Origin of the sequence: uncultured Bradyrhizobium sp. (assembly GCF_936943645.1) — a bacterium.
Classification (GTDB): Bacteria; Pseudomonadota; Alphaproteobacteria; order Rhizobiales; family Xanthobacteraceae; genus Bradyrhizobium.
In genome coordinates this window covers 1-15,326 of the sequence record NZ_CAKZJO010000083.1, presented here as the reverse complement: position 1 = coordinate 15,326, position 15,326 = coordinate 1, and the positions used below count along the sequence as shown (strand labels likewise).

11 protein-coding genes are annotated in these 15,326 nt (G+C 65.3%); 4 read left to right on the top strand and 7 right to left on the bottom strand.

The genetic code is table 11. The features are described from left to right. Nucleotides 1-5: 5 nt before the first annotated feature. Entirely contained in the window at nt 6-167 is a 162-nt protein-coding gene (locus Q0743_RS23345; protein WP_298243836.1) for a hypothetical protein, read from the bottom strand. 124 nt (nt 168-291) lie between these two features. Here Q0743_RS23345 and Q0743_RS23340 point away from each other — a divergent pair, with 124 nt between their 5' ends. Together Q0743_RS23340 and Q0743_RS23335 are read left to right on the top strand one after the other, a co-directional pair. Beyond that, nucleotides 292-1,179, top strand: coding sequence for a DUF6502 family protein (locus Q0743_RS23340; protein WP_298243835.1), 888 nt, complete (start codon nt 292-294; stop codon nt 1,177-1,179). Then, nucleotides 1,176-2,366, top strand: a complete 1,191-nt coding sequence (locus tag Q0743_RS23335) for a DUF5666 domain-containing protein (RefSeq protein WP_298243834.1) — start codon at nt 1,176-1,178, stop codon at nt 2,364-2,366. Before Q0743_RS23340 ends, Q0743_RS23335 begins: the two co-directional genes overlap by 4 nt. A 34-nt stretch (nt 2,367-2,400) precedes the next feature. On the opposite strand, the gene Q0743_RS23330 is transcribed toward Q0743_RS23335, so the two are convergent. Together Q0743_RS23330 and Q0743_RS23325 are read right to left on the bottom strand one after the other, a co-directional pair. Beyond that, the gene (locus Q0743_RS23330) at nt 2,401-3,753 is read right to left on the bottom strand and encodes a peptidoglycan DD-metalloendopeptidase family protein (protein ID WP_298243833.1); all 1,353 of its coding nucleotides are present in this window, start codon (nt 3,751-3,753) and stop codon (nt 2,401-2,403) included. A gap of 111 nt (nt 3,754-3,864) precedes the next feature. Next, nucleotides 3,865-4,554, bottom strand: a complete 690-nt coding sequence (locus tag Q0743_RS23325; protein WP_298243832.1) for a peroxiredoxin — start codon at nt 4,552-4,554, stop codon at nt 3,865-3,867. 195 nt (nt 4,555-4,749) lie between these two features. Between Q0743_RS23325 and Q0743_RS23320 the strand changes: the two genes are divergently transcribed. Next, the gene (locus tag Q0743_RS23320; RefSeq protein WP_298243831.1) at nt 4,750-8,574 is read left to right on the top strand and encodes a DUF3971 domain-containing protein; all 3,825 of its coding nucleotides are present in this window, start codon (nt 4,750-4,752) and stop codon (nt 8,572-8,574) included. Nucleotides 8,575-8,685: 111 nt separating this feature from the next. On the opposite strand, the gene Q0743_RS23315 is transcribed toward Q0743_RS23320, so the two are convergent. The 4 genes from Q0743_RS23315 to tyrS all read right to left on the bottom strand — a co-directional run bounded on the left by Q0743_RS23315 (nt 8,686) and on the right by tyrS (nt 13,958). After that, a complete protein-coding gene (locus Q0743_RS23315; RefSeq protein WP_298243830.1) occupies nt 8,686-10,380 on the bottom strand; it encodes a methyl-accepting chemotaxis protein in 1,695 nt (564 codons plus the stop codon). A 384-nt stretch (nt 10,381-10,764) separates the two neighbouring features. Further along, complete coding sequence (locus Q0743_RS23310; RefSeq protein WP_298243829.1) at nt 10,765-11,169, bottom strand: DoxX family protein; 405 nt, start codon at nt 11,167-11,169, stop codon at nt 10,765-10,767. A 219-nt stretch (nt 11,170-11,388) separates the two neighbouring features. Next, nucleotides 11,389-12,648, bottom strand: a complete 1,260-nt coding sequence (locus tag Q0743_RS23305; protein ID WP_298243828.1) for an MFS transporter — start codon at nt 12,646-12,648, stop codon at nt 11,389-11,391. Nucleotides 12,649-12,704: 56 nt separating this feature from the next. After that, complete coding sequence (tyrS, locus tag Q0743_RS23300) at nt 12,705-13,958, bottom strand: tyrosine--tRNA ligase (protein WP_298243827.1); 1,254 nt, start codon at nt 13,956-13,958, stop codon at nt 12,705-12,707. Between the two features lie 165 nt (nt 13,959-14,123). Here tyrS and Q0743_RS23295 point away from each other — a divergent pair, with 165 nt between their 5' ends. After that, nucleotides 14,124-15,227: an anhydro-N-acetylmuramic acid kinase gene (locus tag Q0743_RS23295; RefSeq protein ID WP_298243826.1), complete on the top strand. Its 1,104-nt coding sequence runs from the start codon at nt 14,124-14,126 to the stop codon at nt 15,225-15,227. Nucleotides 15,228-15,326: the final 99 nt, after the last annotated feature.

Here is a 15,326-nt window from a genome sequence, read left to right as displayed (position 1 = left end):
TGGCGTCAGCCTGCCAGAAGTGCCGCGACGAACGGCGCTGCCAGCACCGAGATGAAGATCACGCCGCGCAGCAGTGCCGGCAGCATCGGTTCGATCGCGCCGCGCCCCCAACCGGGAGCCGGCACGGCACGCGGTGAACTGGAAATGCGGACCAGATGGTCAGCCATGTCGTGTCCCTTTACGTCGCGCCCCTCAGTGGCGATCCGTATATGTGGGAAAATTTACCACGTCAATTGGAAATCAGGAAAAAGTGGGATTGTGTCCCACGCCGACGATCGCTACAGTTCAGACATGAACGCCAAGTCCGGGTCCAAAGCAGCGGCTCCGCAGCCGAATGCCGCCGCGAAGCTGCACGCGCCGCTGGCGCGGCTGCTGCGCCCCCTGGTGCGGCTCTGCATTCGCAGCGGCATGACCTTTCCGGCGCTGGCGCAATTGCTGCGCGAGCTGTTCGTCAATGTCGCCGAGCACGATTTCGCGCTGGAGGGAAAGGAGCAGACCGACAGTCGCGTCAGCCTGCTCACCGGCATCCATCGCAAGGAGGTGGCGCGGCTCCGTGGCGCCGGGGCTCCGGTACACGAGGCGCCGGCGGCGGTTTCGCTGACGAGCGCGGTGATCGCGCGCTGGCTGGCCGCGCCCGAATTCACGGACGCCAAGGGGGAGCCGCTGCCGCTGCCGCGTACGGCAGAGGACGATGCGCCGTCGTTCGAGCAGTTGGTCGCGTCCGTCACCAAGGACGTGCGCCCGCGCGCGGTGCTCGATGAATGGATCGACCGCAAGCTCGTCGCCATCAACGCGGATGACGAGATCGAGCTGGTCGAGGCCGCCTTCGTCCCGTCAGGCGAGGATGACAGCAAATGGCACTATCTCGGCCGCAATCTGCACGACCACATCGCGGCCGCCGCGCAGAACGTCTCGGACGGGCCGCGCTTCCTCGAGCGCGCGGTGCACTACAACAACATCTCGCCGAAGCTGGCGCGGAAACTCGAGGCGCGCTCGCGCGAGCTCGCCATGGACGCGCTGAAAACCGCCAACCGCGAGGCCAACCGCGCGCTCGCCAAGGACAAGGGTGGTGACGCCCGCTGGAATTTCGGCATCTACATCTACAGCGAGGACGCCGACGAGGAGGGCGATTCCAGGGACAACGGCAAGGAGAGCGGCAAGGAGGGCGGTTCTTCATGAGCCGGCCGCCGCTGATCTCACGCCGTCTGCTGTTGATGGGTTTCTGGCTCGCCGGTACGGCCATCGCCCGTGCGCAGGTCAAGCGCGGCACCGATCAGGGCATCGGCGGCACCGGCATCACGCGCGGTGATGATCACGGCATCGGCGGCACCGGGATCGTCGGCGTCATCCAGCGCTTCGGCAGCATCTACGTCAACGGCGAGCGGGTCACCTATGCCAGCGACGTGCCGGTGCGGATCGACGGCGAGGCGGCGAGTCCCAAGGCTCTGCGCATCGGCCAGCTTGCCCGCGTGGTCGCGGTCCGTCAGGCCGACGGCACCCTCGTCACGCGCAATATCGCGATCGCGAGCGAAGTTGCAGGTCCCGTCGAGACGGTAAAGGGCAACGAAATGACGGTGCTCGGCCAGAAGATCGTCGTGAGTGACAAGGGGAGCAGGCTCCGTCCGGGCTCGCAAGTCGCCGTCTACGGTCTGCGCCGGACCGACGGCGTCATCGTGGCAAGTCTGGTCGAACCGCGACGCGCGACCACCGAGCGTGTGACGGGCCTGGTCGAGCGTGGGCCAGACGGCTTGCGAATTGGCGGATTGAAGCTGAATGGGGTCGATCCGTTACTGGCCGGCCAGCGCGTGCAGATCGAAGGCAGCGCGAGCCAGGGGGCGATGCAGGTGGCGCGCACCCGGATCGACGATTTCTCGGATCTGGTCGGCGCAAGCCGCCTGTCGGTCGAGGCTTATGTGCAGCGCGCGGGCGCGAACCTCCAGCTTGGTTCCGGCTTCGTGGCCCGTGATGGCTCGCGGTTTGGACCCGCGGCCGGCGAAGCGCGCATGGTGGTGGGCGGTGCGTTCGACCGTTCCCGCGGCTTCCAGGTGGATACGGCTCAGGCGATCGGTCAAGGACCCGGAGCGCCTCCTTCCGGCGGCGGCAATCCCAACCGGTCGCCCGGTGGTTCGATCCTGCATCCGAATCGGAGCACGCCCAATCCGGGTGGCGGTCAGCCCGGCGCACCGGGCGCACCCGCGCCGGGATCGCCGCCGTCGGGAGCAATGCCCGGCTCTGCGCCGACAGGACCTGGTGGTCCGTCAGCCCCCGGTGGAATGGGATCGCCCGGCGGACCCATGGGACCCGGCGGTGGAATGGGTGGCGGATTCGGTGGTCCCGGAGGCGGGATGGGCGGTGGCCGGCGTTAAGCGATGCGCGGGCCGGAACTGACGAGCGCGGGATTTAGCCCGCGCTGAGGCGCACGCCGGCGCGCAGGAATTTCTGCGGATCGACCGCTTCGCCCTCGATGCGGGTTTCGTAATGAAGATGTGGACCGGTGGAGCGACCGGTCGAGCCAACCAGACCAACGACCTGGCCGATCTTCACGATCTCGCCGACCTTGACGTTGATCTCGGAGAGATGGCCGTAGCGGGTCGAAAGTCCGTTGCCGTGATCGACCTCGACCATGCGGCCGTAACCACCGGACCAGCCGGCGGAAACCACCTTGCCATAGGCGGTGACGCGAACCGGATCGCCGGTGGCGGCGCGAAAGTCGAGCCCGGTATGCATCGCGGGGCGGCCAAGGAAAGGATCGCTGCGCACGCCGAAGCCGGAGGTGAATTCGACCTCGCCGATGACGGGCTTGCGATAGGGCACCAGCGCCAGCGTGCGGTTGAGACGGTCCATCTCGGCACGGGTGACGTTGATGCGATTAAGCTGTTTCTCGAACGGCCCGGCATTGGCGGTCAGCTTGACGGGAACGAATGGTCCGCCCATTGCGCTGCGCGGCACGGCAGCCTCGAGACTAGCGAGATTGAGGCCGAGATCGCTGACCACGCCGCGCATCCGGCGCATGCGCGAATCCATGCCTTCTTCGACGGCGCTGAGCGCCGCGATCTGGCGACGCTCGACCTGATCGAGCGAGGTCGTGAGCCGGACCAGGACGTTGTCAAAGCCGTGGTTCTTGGCGAATTGATTGGCTTGGGGAGCCGCCACGATCGGCGCGCGCGATTCGAGCCGCGCCTCACGGTCCGGCGGCGCCACGAAGATGACGGTGTCGCTGATCGGCGAGGGTTTTGGCGTGCTCTGGCTCGAATCGCCGCGTTGAGGCGTCGCACGCGGAATCGATCCGGTCACGTCAGGCATGGCTCCAAGCGCCGTCGCCCGGGACTCGAGCGCCGTCTGGCGCTTCATGATCTGGTCGAGCTTCTGGTCGAACTGTTCCTGGTCGAGCAACTGGCGGCTCGTGGTGCGGTCGACCTTGGCGCGCAGCTCGGCGATGCGATCCTCATAGGCGTATTGCATCTCGGCCTGGCGCGCGATCAGCCGGGTCAGAACGTCGTCACGGAACGCAAAATAGGTGGCGGTCGCGGCCGACCAGAGACCGAGCAGCACTACCGTTCCGACAACGATCCAGAACACGACGGGCCCGAAGCGGACCTGCTTGCCGGCATGGACGATGGTGTAGGCGTCATCGGTGGCGGGAAGGGGGATCGCTACCGGTGCCGCAACGGCAGCACGCCTCTGGAAGACCCGGCCGTGATCGTGAGCATGATGTTGGGGGTACTGCGAATATTGGGCAGAACTTTTCGACATCGGCACTCCCGCGCCGGTCGGATGAGTCCGTACGGCCCTAATTGCCGCAGCAATCTGGGCCGGTCATGGTTAATTTTCCGGAAACGGGAACGCGCGAATTTAAAGGCCTGGTTAAAGACTTCTTGCCGCTTCCAGCACCGCGTCGGCATGACCGTCGACCCGGACATTGCGCCAGATCCTGACAATTTTACCGTCGGCGCCGACCAGGATCGTGGTGCGAAGAATCCCAAGGAAGGTCTTGCCGTACATGGACTTTTCGCCCCAGGCGCCATACGCTTCCAGCATCTGATGCTGCTCATCCGAGATCAGGGGGACACCGAGACTGTGTTTGTCGCGGAACTTCTCCTGGGCCTTTAACGGATCGGCGGAAATCCCGAGCACGGCGGTGCCGGCGGCCGAGAAGGCGCCGGCGAGGCGGGTGAAGTCGATCGCCTCCCGGGTGCAGCCGGGCGTGTCGGCGCGGGGATAGAAGAACAGGACGAGCTTTTGGCCGGCATAGTCCCCCAGCGTGACCACGTCGCCGCCGTCGCGGGGCAGGCGGAAGGCGGGGGCCTTATCGCCCTCGGCCAGGCCGGACTTCGCGCCGGCGGGCGAGGGCGCCAATTTGGAAGAATTTAACTGTTTCGGCGCGGCCTTATGTGATCCTGCTTTTGCTATGGTCGCAACTGATTTGCCGGCCGCTGTCCGCTGGGTTTTGGCGGACCTTGTTTGACTGGATGCCCGCGTTTTCGGGGCCTTCTTTTTAGACGTCGGACTGCCGGAGGGCGCCTTGGACGATTTCTTTCGGGATTTCTTGGACATACGCCTTCCTTTCGTCGCTTTCGGCGGGTCAACCGAAGCGGTATTGCAGCTCTTGTCCGGTGTGTCGGACCCGCGCCCTCGGCTGGGCAAGTCTGACGACGCCGGAGTATGGTTACAAGGAATTCCACGCACCACCCCACTGCTCGTTGAACGCGCTCCCGGGGCGAGATGACGAACAGCAGGAATATGAGAGGTATGGCGGCAGTGCCGGCGCAGGGAGCTTCGCTCCCCGTGGACGGCTGCGGTCCCGGCGGCGCTCAATACAACGATGGGCGCCTGTATCGAGAGGCAATGGCAAGGAATAAGTCGCCCCAGGATTACAATCGGGACTTCGATCGGCACGGCGGTCAGCAACAGCCGCAGGAATGGGACGACGCCGATTGGGATCCGGATCAGGAGGCGGCCGCGGGGCATCGCGCGCGCCGGCTGTTGTCGCGTTCCAATTCGGGCTTTCATCGCTTCGGTGACGGGTTTGGCGCCTTGCGCCGCTGGCTGGTCGCCGACCGCTGGCTGAAGCGCGTCGTCCTTGTCGTGGGGACTCTCGCCGTCGTCTTCGTGGGGTGCTTCGCTGCGCTGTGGTGGCGACTCGGAGCCGGTCCCATCAATCTCGACATCGCAACGCCATGGCTCGCGGCCGCGATCGAGGACAATATCGGTCACGGCAACACGGTCGAGATCGGCGGCACGCAGATCGAGCGCGCCGGCCGGATCCGCATCGCCGTCCGCATCCGTGACATCATCGTCCGCGACCGCGATCACGCCGTGGTCGCCAGCGCGCCCAAGGCAGAGGTGAAGCTGTCGGGCGCGGGCCTGCTGATGGGTCACCTGCGCGCCGAAAGCCTCAATCTCGTCGATGCCGAGCTCGCGATCCGCATCGCGCCCGACGGCACCGTCACCGTATCTGCCGGCGATACTGCAAAGCCGCTGGCAACCGGCGTCGCCTCGAAGAAGGAGGCGGGCCTGCCGCCGACCTTCCCGCGCAGTGGCGTCCCTCCGCCGCCCTTCGCCACGGCCCCCGCGAGCCAGGATGCATCTCAGGCCGCCTCGCAAGGCGCGCCCCAGGTGACCGCGCAAAGCGGCATCCTTCAGGGCCTCGACTGGCTCGACAGCCTGAGCATGACCGGGCTCGACGGCCAGAACCTCAACGAGATCGGCCTGAAGAACGGCAATCTGATCGTCGACGATCAGCAGCGCGGCAGCAAATGGTCGTTCGAGAACATTAGCCTCAGCCTGCGGCGGCCGAGTCGCGGCGGTGTCACCCTCAGCCTCGGCGAGGAGGGCGCGCATCCGTGGATGCTGCGGGCCACGATCGGGCCGGCCGAGAACGGCGTTCGCTCGGTCGATATCAAGGCTGACAAGGTTTCGACCTCCAACATACTCCTGGCGCTGCGCGTCAAGGACCTCACCTACACGGCCGATCTGCCGCTCACCGGCGAGCTCAAGGGCGAGCTCGGCCGCGATGGCGTGCCGACATTCTTCCGCGGCAAGATCAACGTCGGCGCGGGCCATATCATCGACACCGACACGCCCGACTATCCGATGGCGATCGACCAGGCCGAGATCAACGTCGAGTGGGACGCCAATCGCCGGGTGCTGGTCGCGCCGTTCAAGGTCCTGTCGGGCGCGAACCGCCTGACGCTTCTGGCCCATCTCGAACCGCCCAACGGCACGATCAACGACTGGCAGCTCGGCTTCAGCGGCGGCTCGATCCTGCTCGGCGGCATCGACAACGAGCCGCCGCTCGTCTTCAACCGCATCGCGATCGGCTTCCGTTTCGACACTGATCACAAGCGCTTCCTGCTGACGCAGGCCGATATCAGCAATGGCGAGATCGGCGTCGCCGGCACGGGGGCCATCGACTATTCGGGCGAGCCGCGGCTGACGCTGGGCTTTGCGGGAACGCCGATGTCGGCCTCCGCCTTGAAGCGCATGTGGCCGACGCTGGTGGTGCCCGAGCTGCGTGAATGGGTGATCGAGCGGATCGAGCGCGGGACGCTCCAACGCATCGAGATCGGCGTCAATTCGCCGACCAAAAATCTTCCGCGCAAGGGCCCGCCCATTCCGGACGACGGCCTGTCGGTCAACATCGTGGCGAGCGGCGTCGCGGTCCGTCCGGTGGACGGCATGCCTGTCGTGCACGACGCCGATCTGAAGGCGCGGGTGACCGGCCGCACCGCGACCGTGACGATCGGCCAGGGCATCGCCGATACGCCTGCCGGCCGCAAGGTCACGATCTCCGATTTCGTGTTCGAGGTGCCTGACATGGCGCCGAAGCCCTCGCCCTCGCGGACCAGATTCCGCGTCGACGGTCCGGTGCCCGCGGCGGCCGAAATGCTGGCCAATGATCGCCTGAGCGATCTGTCATCAACCGTCGTCGATCCCAACACCAGCAAGGGCACCTTCTCGGCGAACATCCAGCTCGGCATGCCGGTCAAGGGCGAGCTGACCAAGGCCGACACGACCTACGCCGTCACCGCCGACCTCAACGGCTTTGCCGCCGACAAGCTCGTGATGAATCAGAAGCTGGAGGCGAACAACCTCAAGATCGTCGCGAACAACGGGGGTTATCAGGTCAAGGGCGACGTCAAGATCAACGGGCAGGCGGCCTCGCTCGACTATCGTAAGCCGACCGAAGGCGATGCGGATGTCAGGCTGCAGGCGACGCTGGACGATGCGAGCCGCGCGCGCCTCGGATTTGATCTCAGCCCGGCCGTCAGCGGTTCGTTGCCGATCAAGCTGTCGGGCAAGATCGCCGGCGGTCCCGAGCAGACGACGAAGCTCGGCGTCGAGGCCGACCTGACCTCGGTCAAGCTCGACAATATCCTGCCGGGCTGGGTCAAGCTGCCGGGCAAGTCGGGCAAGGCCAGCTTCAAGGTCGTGCCGACGGCGCAATCGACGCGCCTGGAGGACATCGTCATCGAGGGCGGCGGCGCCTCGATCAAGGGCTCGCTCGAAGTCGATGCGAACGGCGACCTCATGAACGCGAACTTCCCGGTCTATTCGCCGTCCGACGGCGACAAGGCGTCGCTGAAGGTGGAACGCAACCAGGATGGCGTCGTCAAGGGCACGATGCGCGGCGACGTGTTCGACGGTCGCGGCTTCCTGAAATCGGCGATCTCCGGCAATTCCAAGGACGATAAAAACAACAAGATGAAGAATGTCGATTTCGACATCGACGTGAAGCTCGGCGCCGTCGCCGGCTTCAATGGCGAGGCGATGCGCAGCGTCGATGCCAAGATGTCGAAACGCAACGGTGCCATCAAGGCGTTCACGCTGAGCGGCAAGGTCGGCAAGGATACCCCGGTGGCCGCCGATCTGCGCGGCGGACGCGCGCAGGGCAACCGCGAGGTGATCTATCTCCAGACCAACGATGCCGGCGCGCTCCTGCGTTTCACCGACACCTACACCAAGGCGGTCGGCGGCCAGATGGTCGTGGCCATGGAGCCGCCGACATCCGAGCCCAACACATCGCGCGAGGGCTTGATCAACGTCCGCGACTTCACGGTGAAGGGCGAGGCGCAGCTCGAACGTGTTGCCGCCGGCGCGCCCAACGGCACCGGGAACGGCGTTTCCTTCAGCGCATTGCGTGCCGAGTTCACGCGCCAGAACGGCGCGCTGACGATCCGCGATGGCGTGGTCAAGGGACCGATGATCGGCGCCACCATCGAAGGCTCGATCGATTATCCCGGCAACCAGGTTTGCATGAGCGGCACCTTCGTGCCGATGTACGGCGTCAACAACATCTTCGGCCAGATCCCGCTGTTCGGCATCTTCCTCGGCGGCGGCAACAATGAAGGCTTGATCGGCGTGACCTACGAGGTCGTCGGCACGCCGGCAGCGCCCGTGATGCGCGTCAATCCGATCTCGGCGATGGCGCCTGGTCTGTTCCGCAAGATCTTCGAATTCAACACCGGCAAGCAGAACTCGCCGTTCGAGGAATTCCCCTCGCAATCGAACGACGGCTCGACCGGCTCAACGCGTCAGCTCTCGAGCGGCTGCAGCCTCGCGCGGCGGCAGTAGCAGGACTCTTCGCTCACGAACATTCGCGGACTGTCGCCGCGGTGGGCAAAAGCGTGAATGGCCGGGACGAGCCCGGCCATGACGCAAGTGGAGATATCGGCGTCCGAAGGTTTAAGCTGCGCGCACGCCTGCCAGGAACGTCCCGACTTCACCCGAGAGCTGCTCGGCCTGCTTGGAGAGGTTGCTGGCGGCGGCGAGCACCATGCCGGCCGCGTTGCCGGTCTCGTTCGCAGCGGTCGAGACGCCGCCGATATTGGTGGTGACTTCCTTGGTCGCCTCTGCGGTCTGGGAGACGCTGCGGGCGATCTCGGCGGTGGCTGCGCCTTGCTCCTCGATGGCCGCGCCAATCGAGGTTGCGATGCGGCTGACCTCCTCGATGGTGGCGGTGATGCCGCCGATGGCGTCCACGGCCTCCTTGGTCGCGCCCTGGATCTGGGCGATCTTGTCGCCGATCTCACGGGTTGCTTCCGCGGTCTGGCTCGCCAGCGACTTCACTTCAGAGGCGACGACGGCAAAGCCGCGGCCAGCTTCGCCGGCGCGCGCGGCCTCGATGGTGGCATTGAGCGCGAGCAGGTTGGTCTGCGCCGCGATGCTGGAGATCAGCTCGGCGACATGCTCGATCTGCTGGGCGCCGTCGGAGAGAGCACGCACGATCGTGTCCGTGCGGCGCGCGCTGTCGACCGCGCGTCCCGTGACTTCGGCAGACTGGGCGACCTGGCGGCTGATCTCGGTGATGGAGGAGGAAAGCTCCTCGGCGGCCGCAGCGACAGTCTGGACGCGCTGACTGGCTTCGGTGGCGGCGGAGCCGACCACTGCGGCGCGGCGGTTGGTGCCTTCGGCGGTCGAGGACATCGACTTGGCGGTATGCTCGAGCTCACCGGAGCCGGAAGCCATCAGGCCGACGAGCTGGCCGACGGAGGCATCGAAGCGGTCGGCAAGCGCGGTCAGGGCGTCACGCTTCTCCTGCTCGGTGCGGGTCTTGGTGGCGGCCTGTTCGGCCTCCAGCGCCCGCGCCGTCAAGGCGGTCTGTCTGAGCACTTCGAGCGTCTCGGCCATGCGGCCGATCTCGTCGCCTCGGTCGGTTTCCTCGACCGGCTTGTCGATCGCGCCTTCGGAAATCTCCTGCATGCGGGTCTTCTGGCGATCGAGCGCGCTGAGCACGTCGCGGGCGATCAGCCAAGACAGCGCCGCCATCAGCAGCATCAGGCCGACGCCGATCGCAGCGAGCTCCAGCGTCAGGGCGCGGACGTCGGCGTCGATGTCGTCGACATAGAGGCCGTAGCTGATGGTCGCGTTCCAGGGCGCGAATTTGCGCGCGAAGACGGTCTTGCGGACCGGCTCGGTCTGGCCGGGGCGGGGGTAGAGATAGGAGGTGACGCCGCCCTGGGTGGCTTCACTGCCGGCCTTGAGAATGGCGTCGGCAATCAGGACACCGTTGGAGTCCTTCGCACCGGTGACCTTGCCTTCGAGCTGCTGGTTGGCGCCGTTCACCAGGATCGACGTGTCGGCATTGTAGACGACGGGGTAGCCCTGGTTGCCGTTGAAGTTCATGCGGCGGCCGCGCTGGTGGAATTGGGCCTTGGCATCGGCCAGCGTCAGCTTGCCGGCGGTCACCTCGTCCTGGAGCGATTGCGCGTAGTTATAGAGGAGCTCAACGGCCGTCCGCATCTGCTGGGTACGGTCCTCCATCATGCGGCTCTTGCTGAGGACCGACGAGACGCCGATGATGGCCGTGACTGTGAGAGCTGCGAGGCAGACCATGCTGGCAAGCTTGGTCCGGATCTTCAAATGACTCAGCAGCTTCATCACAGCCCCTACGGAATGGTTGTTATTGCTCGCATCGGTAGCATGAAGTTCTTACCAATCATGAACATACGCCTCTGGGCTCCGCCTGTTCGGCAGATGCGGCGCAGCCATATGCGCGCGTGTGCAGGCGGAAGGCCATGCATCGCCATGCGCCCGTATTTTTGCGGGGGAGAATCGCTCTCTACTTTTGGCGGTGATCAAGCCCGGCAGGAGCGGCAATGAACCGATTCGCTCACCGCATCGTCATGTCGGTGCTGCTGGTGGCGGCCCTCGTCCTGATCTGGAACGTGCTGGGGGCGCGCTGAGACGGCGCCGGCGGGTCTGCCGGTGCCGTCCTGATTTGCGGGTCAGAGAGAGGCGCGTCAGCGCCGCGCGAAGGGGCCGCTATCGCTTACCCATCGCCGCATCGGCACTGACCGAGCCGCCGCCGGCTGCCGACAGGTAGAGGCAGGCGAAGCAGAACAAGATCGCCGCGGTGCCGCCGTTGAGCAGCGGCAGGAACACCGGCGTTTCGCCCTTGAACATGTGGCCCATGAAATATGCGAAGGCCATTTCGCCGGAGAGGATGAAGGCGGTGAGGCGGGTGAACAGGCCGAGCATCAGCAGCGCGCCGAGCACGAGTTCGAGCGTGCCTGCGGCGTAGATCAGCGGCGGGATGTTGGCGAAGTAGGGAAGCACCGGAAACTTGAACAGCTTGGCGACGCCGTACTGGAACAGCAAGAGACCGGTGATGAAGCGAAACAGGCTCAAGAGAACCGGTTGAAAGCGAGTGAGATAGGGAAAGTCCATTGGTTTGTGCCCTCCATCCAATGCGCGACTAGGATCGTATTCAGCTCTGCCTCGCAAGCCACCCCGGATCAATTCCGCGCTGACATTTTCGTCATGTCGGACAAAACACCGCAGCTCGTCCGTTCACGCAGGTTGCGCCGGATTTTTTTGCGTGAGATGTCCGCCTGTCGTCCGTAATTCCCCGGTGACATCGAGGGATGCAGGTTACGTCGGGGAGACTTACTCCCGCAAGGCGGGGACGATCAGGAATGGAATCATTCCGAGGATCACGCTCGCAAGTGCGAACACGAGCAGGAGATTGTAGCCGTGCGTGACGTCGTGAATGAGGCCGCCGCTCCATGAGCCAAACGCCGAGCCCAAGCCGCTGCCGATCGAGATGGTGCCGAAGATCGTGCCGACGCGCTTGCCGCGAAAGATCTTCATCGCGGTTGCCGTGATCAGCGGGCCGCGCGAACCCATCATGCTGCCGAAGCAGACGACGAAGCCGGTGAGCAGGATCACGTTCGGATAATATTGCAGCAGCCAGAGCAGCACGATGCCCAGAATCGAGATCGCGTAGCTGAGCAGCACCGATGGCCGCCGCCCGATCATCCCGTCGAGCGCGGACACCCCCAACATGCCGAACACCAGCACGACCCCCGAAAAGCCCCAGGCCGTCGCGGCCTGCAGCGGCGGAAAGCCGGCGTCGATCAGATAGGCCACGATCTGGGCGGCGATGGAATACATGCCGACGGCGGTGAAGAAGAAGGTCGAAAACAGCGCCCAGAACGCGTGGTGGCGCATCGCGCTGAGAAGCGTCCAGCCGTTGTCGATGAAGTCTGGATCGCTTCGCTTGGTAACATGCGGCGAGCCGGCCGCAAACATCCGCCAGGGCAGCAGCAGCAGCGGCACCAGCAGCGCGAGCGCGGCGAGGCCATAGAGCTGGTAGGTCTCGCGCCAGCCGAGCCGGTCGATCAGGACCTGCGAGGCCGGCAACAGTGCCAGCACGCCGCCGCCCATCGCCGAATACACCACCGCCATCGCGGTCGGCAATTTGGGGCCGAACCAGCGGCCGAGCAGGATCGAGTTGGGCACATTGCCGATGAAGGCAACGCCGATGCCGACGCAGAGGCCGATCGACAGCTGGAATTGCCACAGCGCCTGTGCCTGGCTCGCGATCAGGAAGGCCGAGCCGAGCAGGAACAGTCCGAGCGCGTAAACGATGCGCGGTCCGGAATGGTCGAACAGGCGCCCGACAAGTGGCGCGGTCAGTCCGCTGATCAGCCACGTCAGCGAATAGATCGAGACGACCTGCGCGCGGTCCCAGCCGAAATTTTCGGAGATCGGCTTGAGGAAGACCGTGAAGCTCTCGCTCAGGCCGCGGCCGAGAACCGCCAATGTGAAGCACAATGCCAGCACGACGAGTGCCGTGCGCACTGCGCTTTGCTGCGCGTTCGAAGCGTGTTCCCGCGACGCATCCTTGGGCGTGTTCTGATCCATTACCCGTCAGGGAGCGCGCTTCGTCGCGCCCTGACAAGCATCAAAAGCTCATACGCCTATGCAGGCTTGATCAGGACGTGCTTCTTCTTGCCGAAGGACAGCTTGATCACGCCTTCCGGCGTCAGATTGCCGGCCGACAGCGCCATCTTCTCGTCGGTGACTGCCGCGTCGTTGACGCGCAGGCCGCCGCCCTTGATCTGGCGGCGTGCCTCGCCATTGGAGGCAACGAGGCCCGCCTTGACGAAGGCATTGAGCACGCCGAGGCCGGCGTCGAGTTCGCCGCGCGGAATTTCGACCGTCGGCAGGCTCTCGGCGAGCGCGCCTTCCTCGAAGGTGCGGCGGGCGGTCTCTGCCGCTTCGTTTGCGGCATCGCGGCCGTGCAGCAGCGCGGTCGCTTCCGTGGCGAGCACCTTCTTGGCCTCGTTGATCTCGGAGCCACCGAGCGCCTCTAGCTTCTTGATCTCGGCCATCGGCAGCGTCGTGAACAGTTTCAGGAACTTGCCGACGTCGGCATCCTCGGTGTTGCGCCAGTACTGCCAGAAATCATAAGGGCTGAACTGGTCGGCGTTGAGCCACACCGCGCCTTGCGCGGTCTTGCCCATCTTGGCCCCCGACGCGGTCGTCAGCAGCGGCGTCGTCAGCGCGAACAGCTGATGCGTGCCCATGCGGCGGCCGAGATCGACGCCCATGATGATGTTGCCCCACTGGTCCGAGCCGCCCATCTGCAGCTTGCAGCCGGTGCGCTTGGCAAGCTCGACGAAGTCGTAGGCCTGGCAGACCATGTAATTGAACTCGATGAAGCTCATCTCCTGCTCGCGCTCGAGGCGCAGCCGCACGGAGTCCATGGTCAGCATGCGGTTGACCGAGAAGTGCCGGCCGACGTCGCGCAGCATCTCGATCCAGTTCAGCTTGGTCAGCCACTCCGCATTGTCGAGCATGATGGCGTCGCTCTTGCCGTCGCCATAGTTCAGCACCTTGGCGAATACGCCGCGGATCGAGGCCTTGTTGGCCTCGATCTCGGCGACGGTGCGCATGGCGCGCGTCTCGTCCTTGCCGGAGGGATCACCCACCATGGTCGTACCGCCGCCCATCAGCGTGATCGGCTTGTTGCCGGACTGCTGCAGCCAGTGCAGCATCATCATGGTCAGATAGTTGCCGATATGCAGCGAGCGGGCGGTGCAATCGTAGCCGACATAGGCGGTCGCTTCGCCCTTGGCGGCGAGCGCGTCCAGCCCCTCGAAATCGGAGCACTGGTGGATGAAACCACGTTCCTGCAGGGTATTGAGGAAATCCGATTTAAATGCAGTCATCTGTCGGCATGCCCAGAAATTCTTGGTTTACTGTTTTGGGAGCAATTTAAGGGTCTTCAATGGGAACCCGATTGCCGCCCGCCACTTGGCGCTGTGGCATTATAAGATGTGTCCCTCTGGCACAAGATCGGCATGCCGGAGGGGGTGTTTTGAGGACGCTGATCCATGATGTTGACGGCACTCGGTTTGATGAGCGGCACCTCGCTGGACGGGGTGGATGTCGCGCTGATCGAAACCGATGGAAAGCAGGTGAAGGCGTTCGGGCCGTCCGGCTACCGGCCTTATAACCCGACCGAGCGCAATCTGCTGCGCCAGGCGCTGAGCGAGGCCGTGAACCTGGCACAGCGCGATGCCCGGCCGGGCATCCTGGCCGACGCCGAGCGTGCGGTCACGCAGGCCCACGCCGAGGCGGTCGCCGCCTTCCTCGCCCAGAACCGGATGAAGCCGGAGGATATCGACATCGTCGGCTTCCACGGCCAGACCGTGCTGCACCGGCCCGAAAAGCGGCTGACGGTGCAGATCGGCGACGCGACGGCCCTGGCCAAAGCGATCCACATTCCCGTCATGCATGATTTCCGCGCCGCCGACGTCGAGGCTGGCGGGCAGGGCGCGCCCTTCGTACCCGTCTACCACCGCGCGCTCGCCAACGCGCTGGACCGCGAGGGGCCGATCGTCGTGGTCAATATCGGCGGCGTTTCCAACATCACCTATATCGACGGCAACGACACGCTGATCGCCTGTGACACCGGTCCCGGCAACGCGCTGCTCGACGATTTCATGTACCGCACCATGAACCAGGCGTTCGACGCGGAAGGTAAGTTCGCGAGCCTCGGCAAGGTGGACGAGGCCTGGGTTGCGCGCGCGCTGGAGCTGCCGTTCTTCGCGTTGCCTCCGCCCAAATCGCTCGACCGCAACGATTTTGCGGCGCTCAGGCTCGGCGATGTCGCGCCGGCCGATGGCGCGGCAACGCTCACCGCCTTCACCGCGGCGGCCATCGCCCGCATCATCCCGCTGCTGCCGCGCCGGCCACGGAGCTGGATCGTCTGCGGCGGCGGCGCCCGCAACCTCACCATGCTCAGGATGCTGCGCGAGCGGGTGGGCTCGGCCACCGTCGAGGCCGCCGAGACGCTCGGCTGGGCCTCTGACGCCATCGAGGCCCAGGCCTTCGGCTTCCTCGCCGCGCGCGGGCTGAAGGGCCTGCCGCTGTCCTATCCGGCCACCACGGGCGTGCCGATGCCGATGACGGGCGGGGTGATCGCGCGGCCTTGAGGGTAGCAAGTTCAGGTCTATCGGCATTGCGCGCGCACCATCCGCGTCATTGCGAGGAGCTCAGCGACAAAATTGCGTAGCAATTTTGCGCAGATGCGA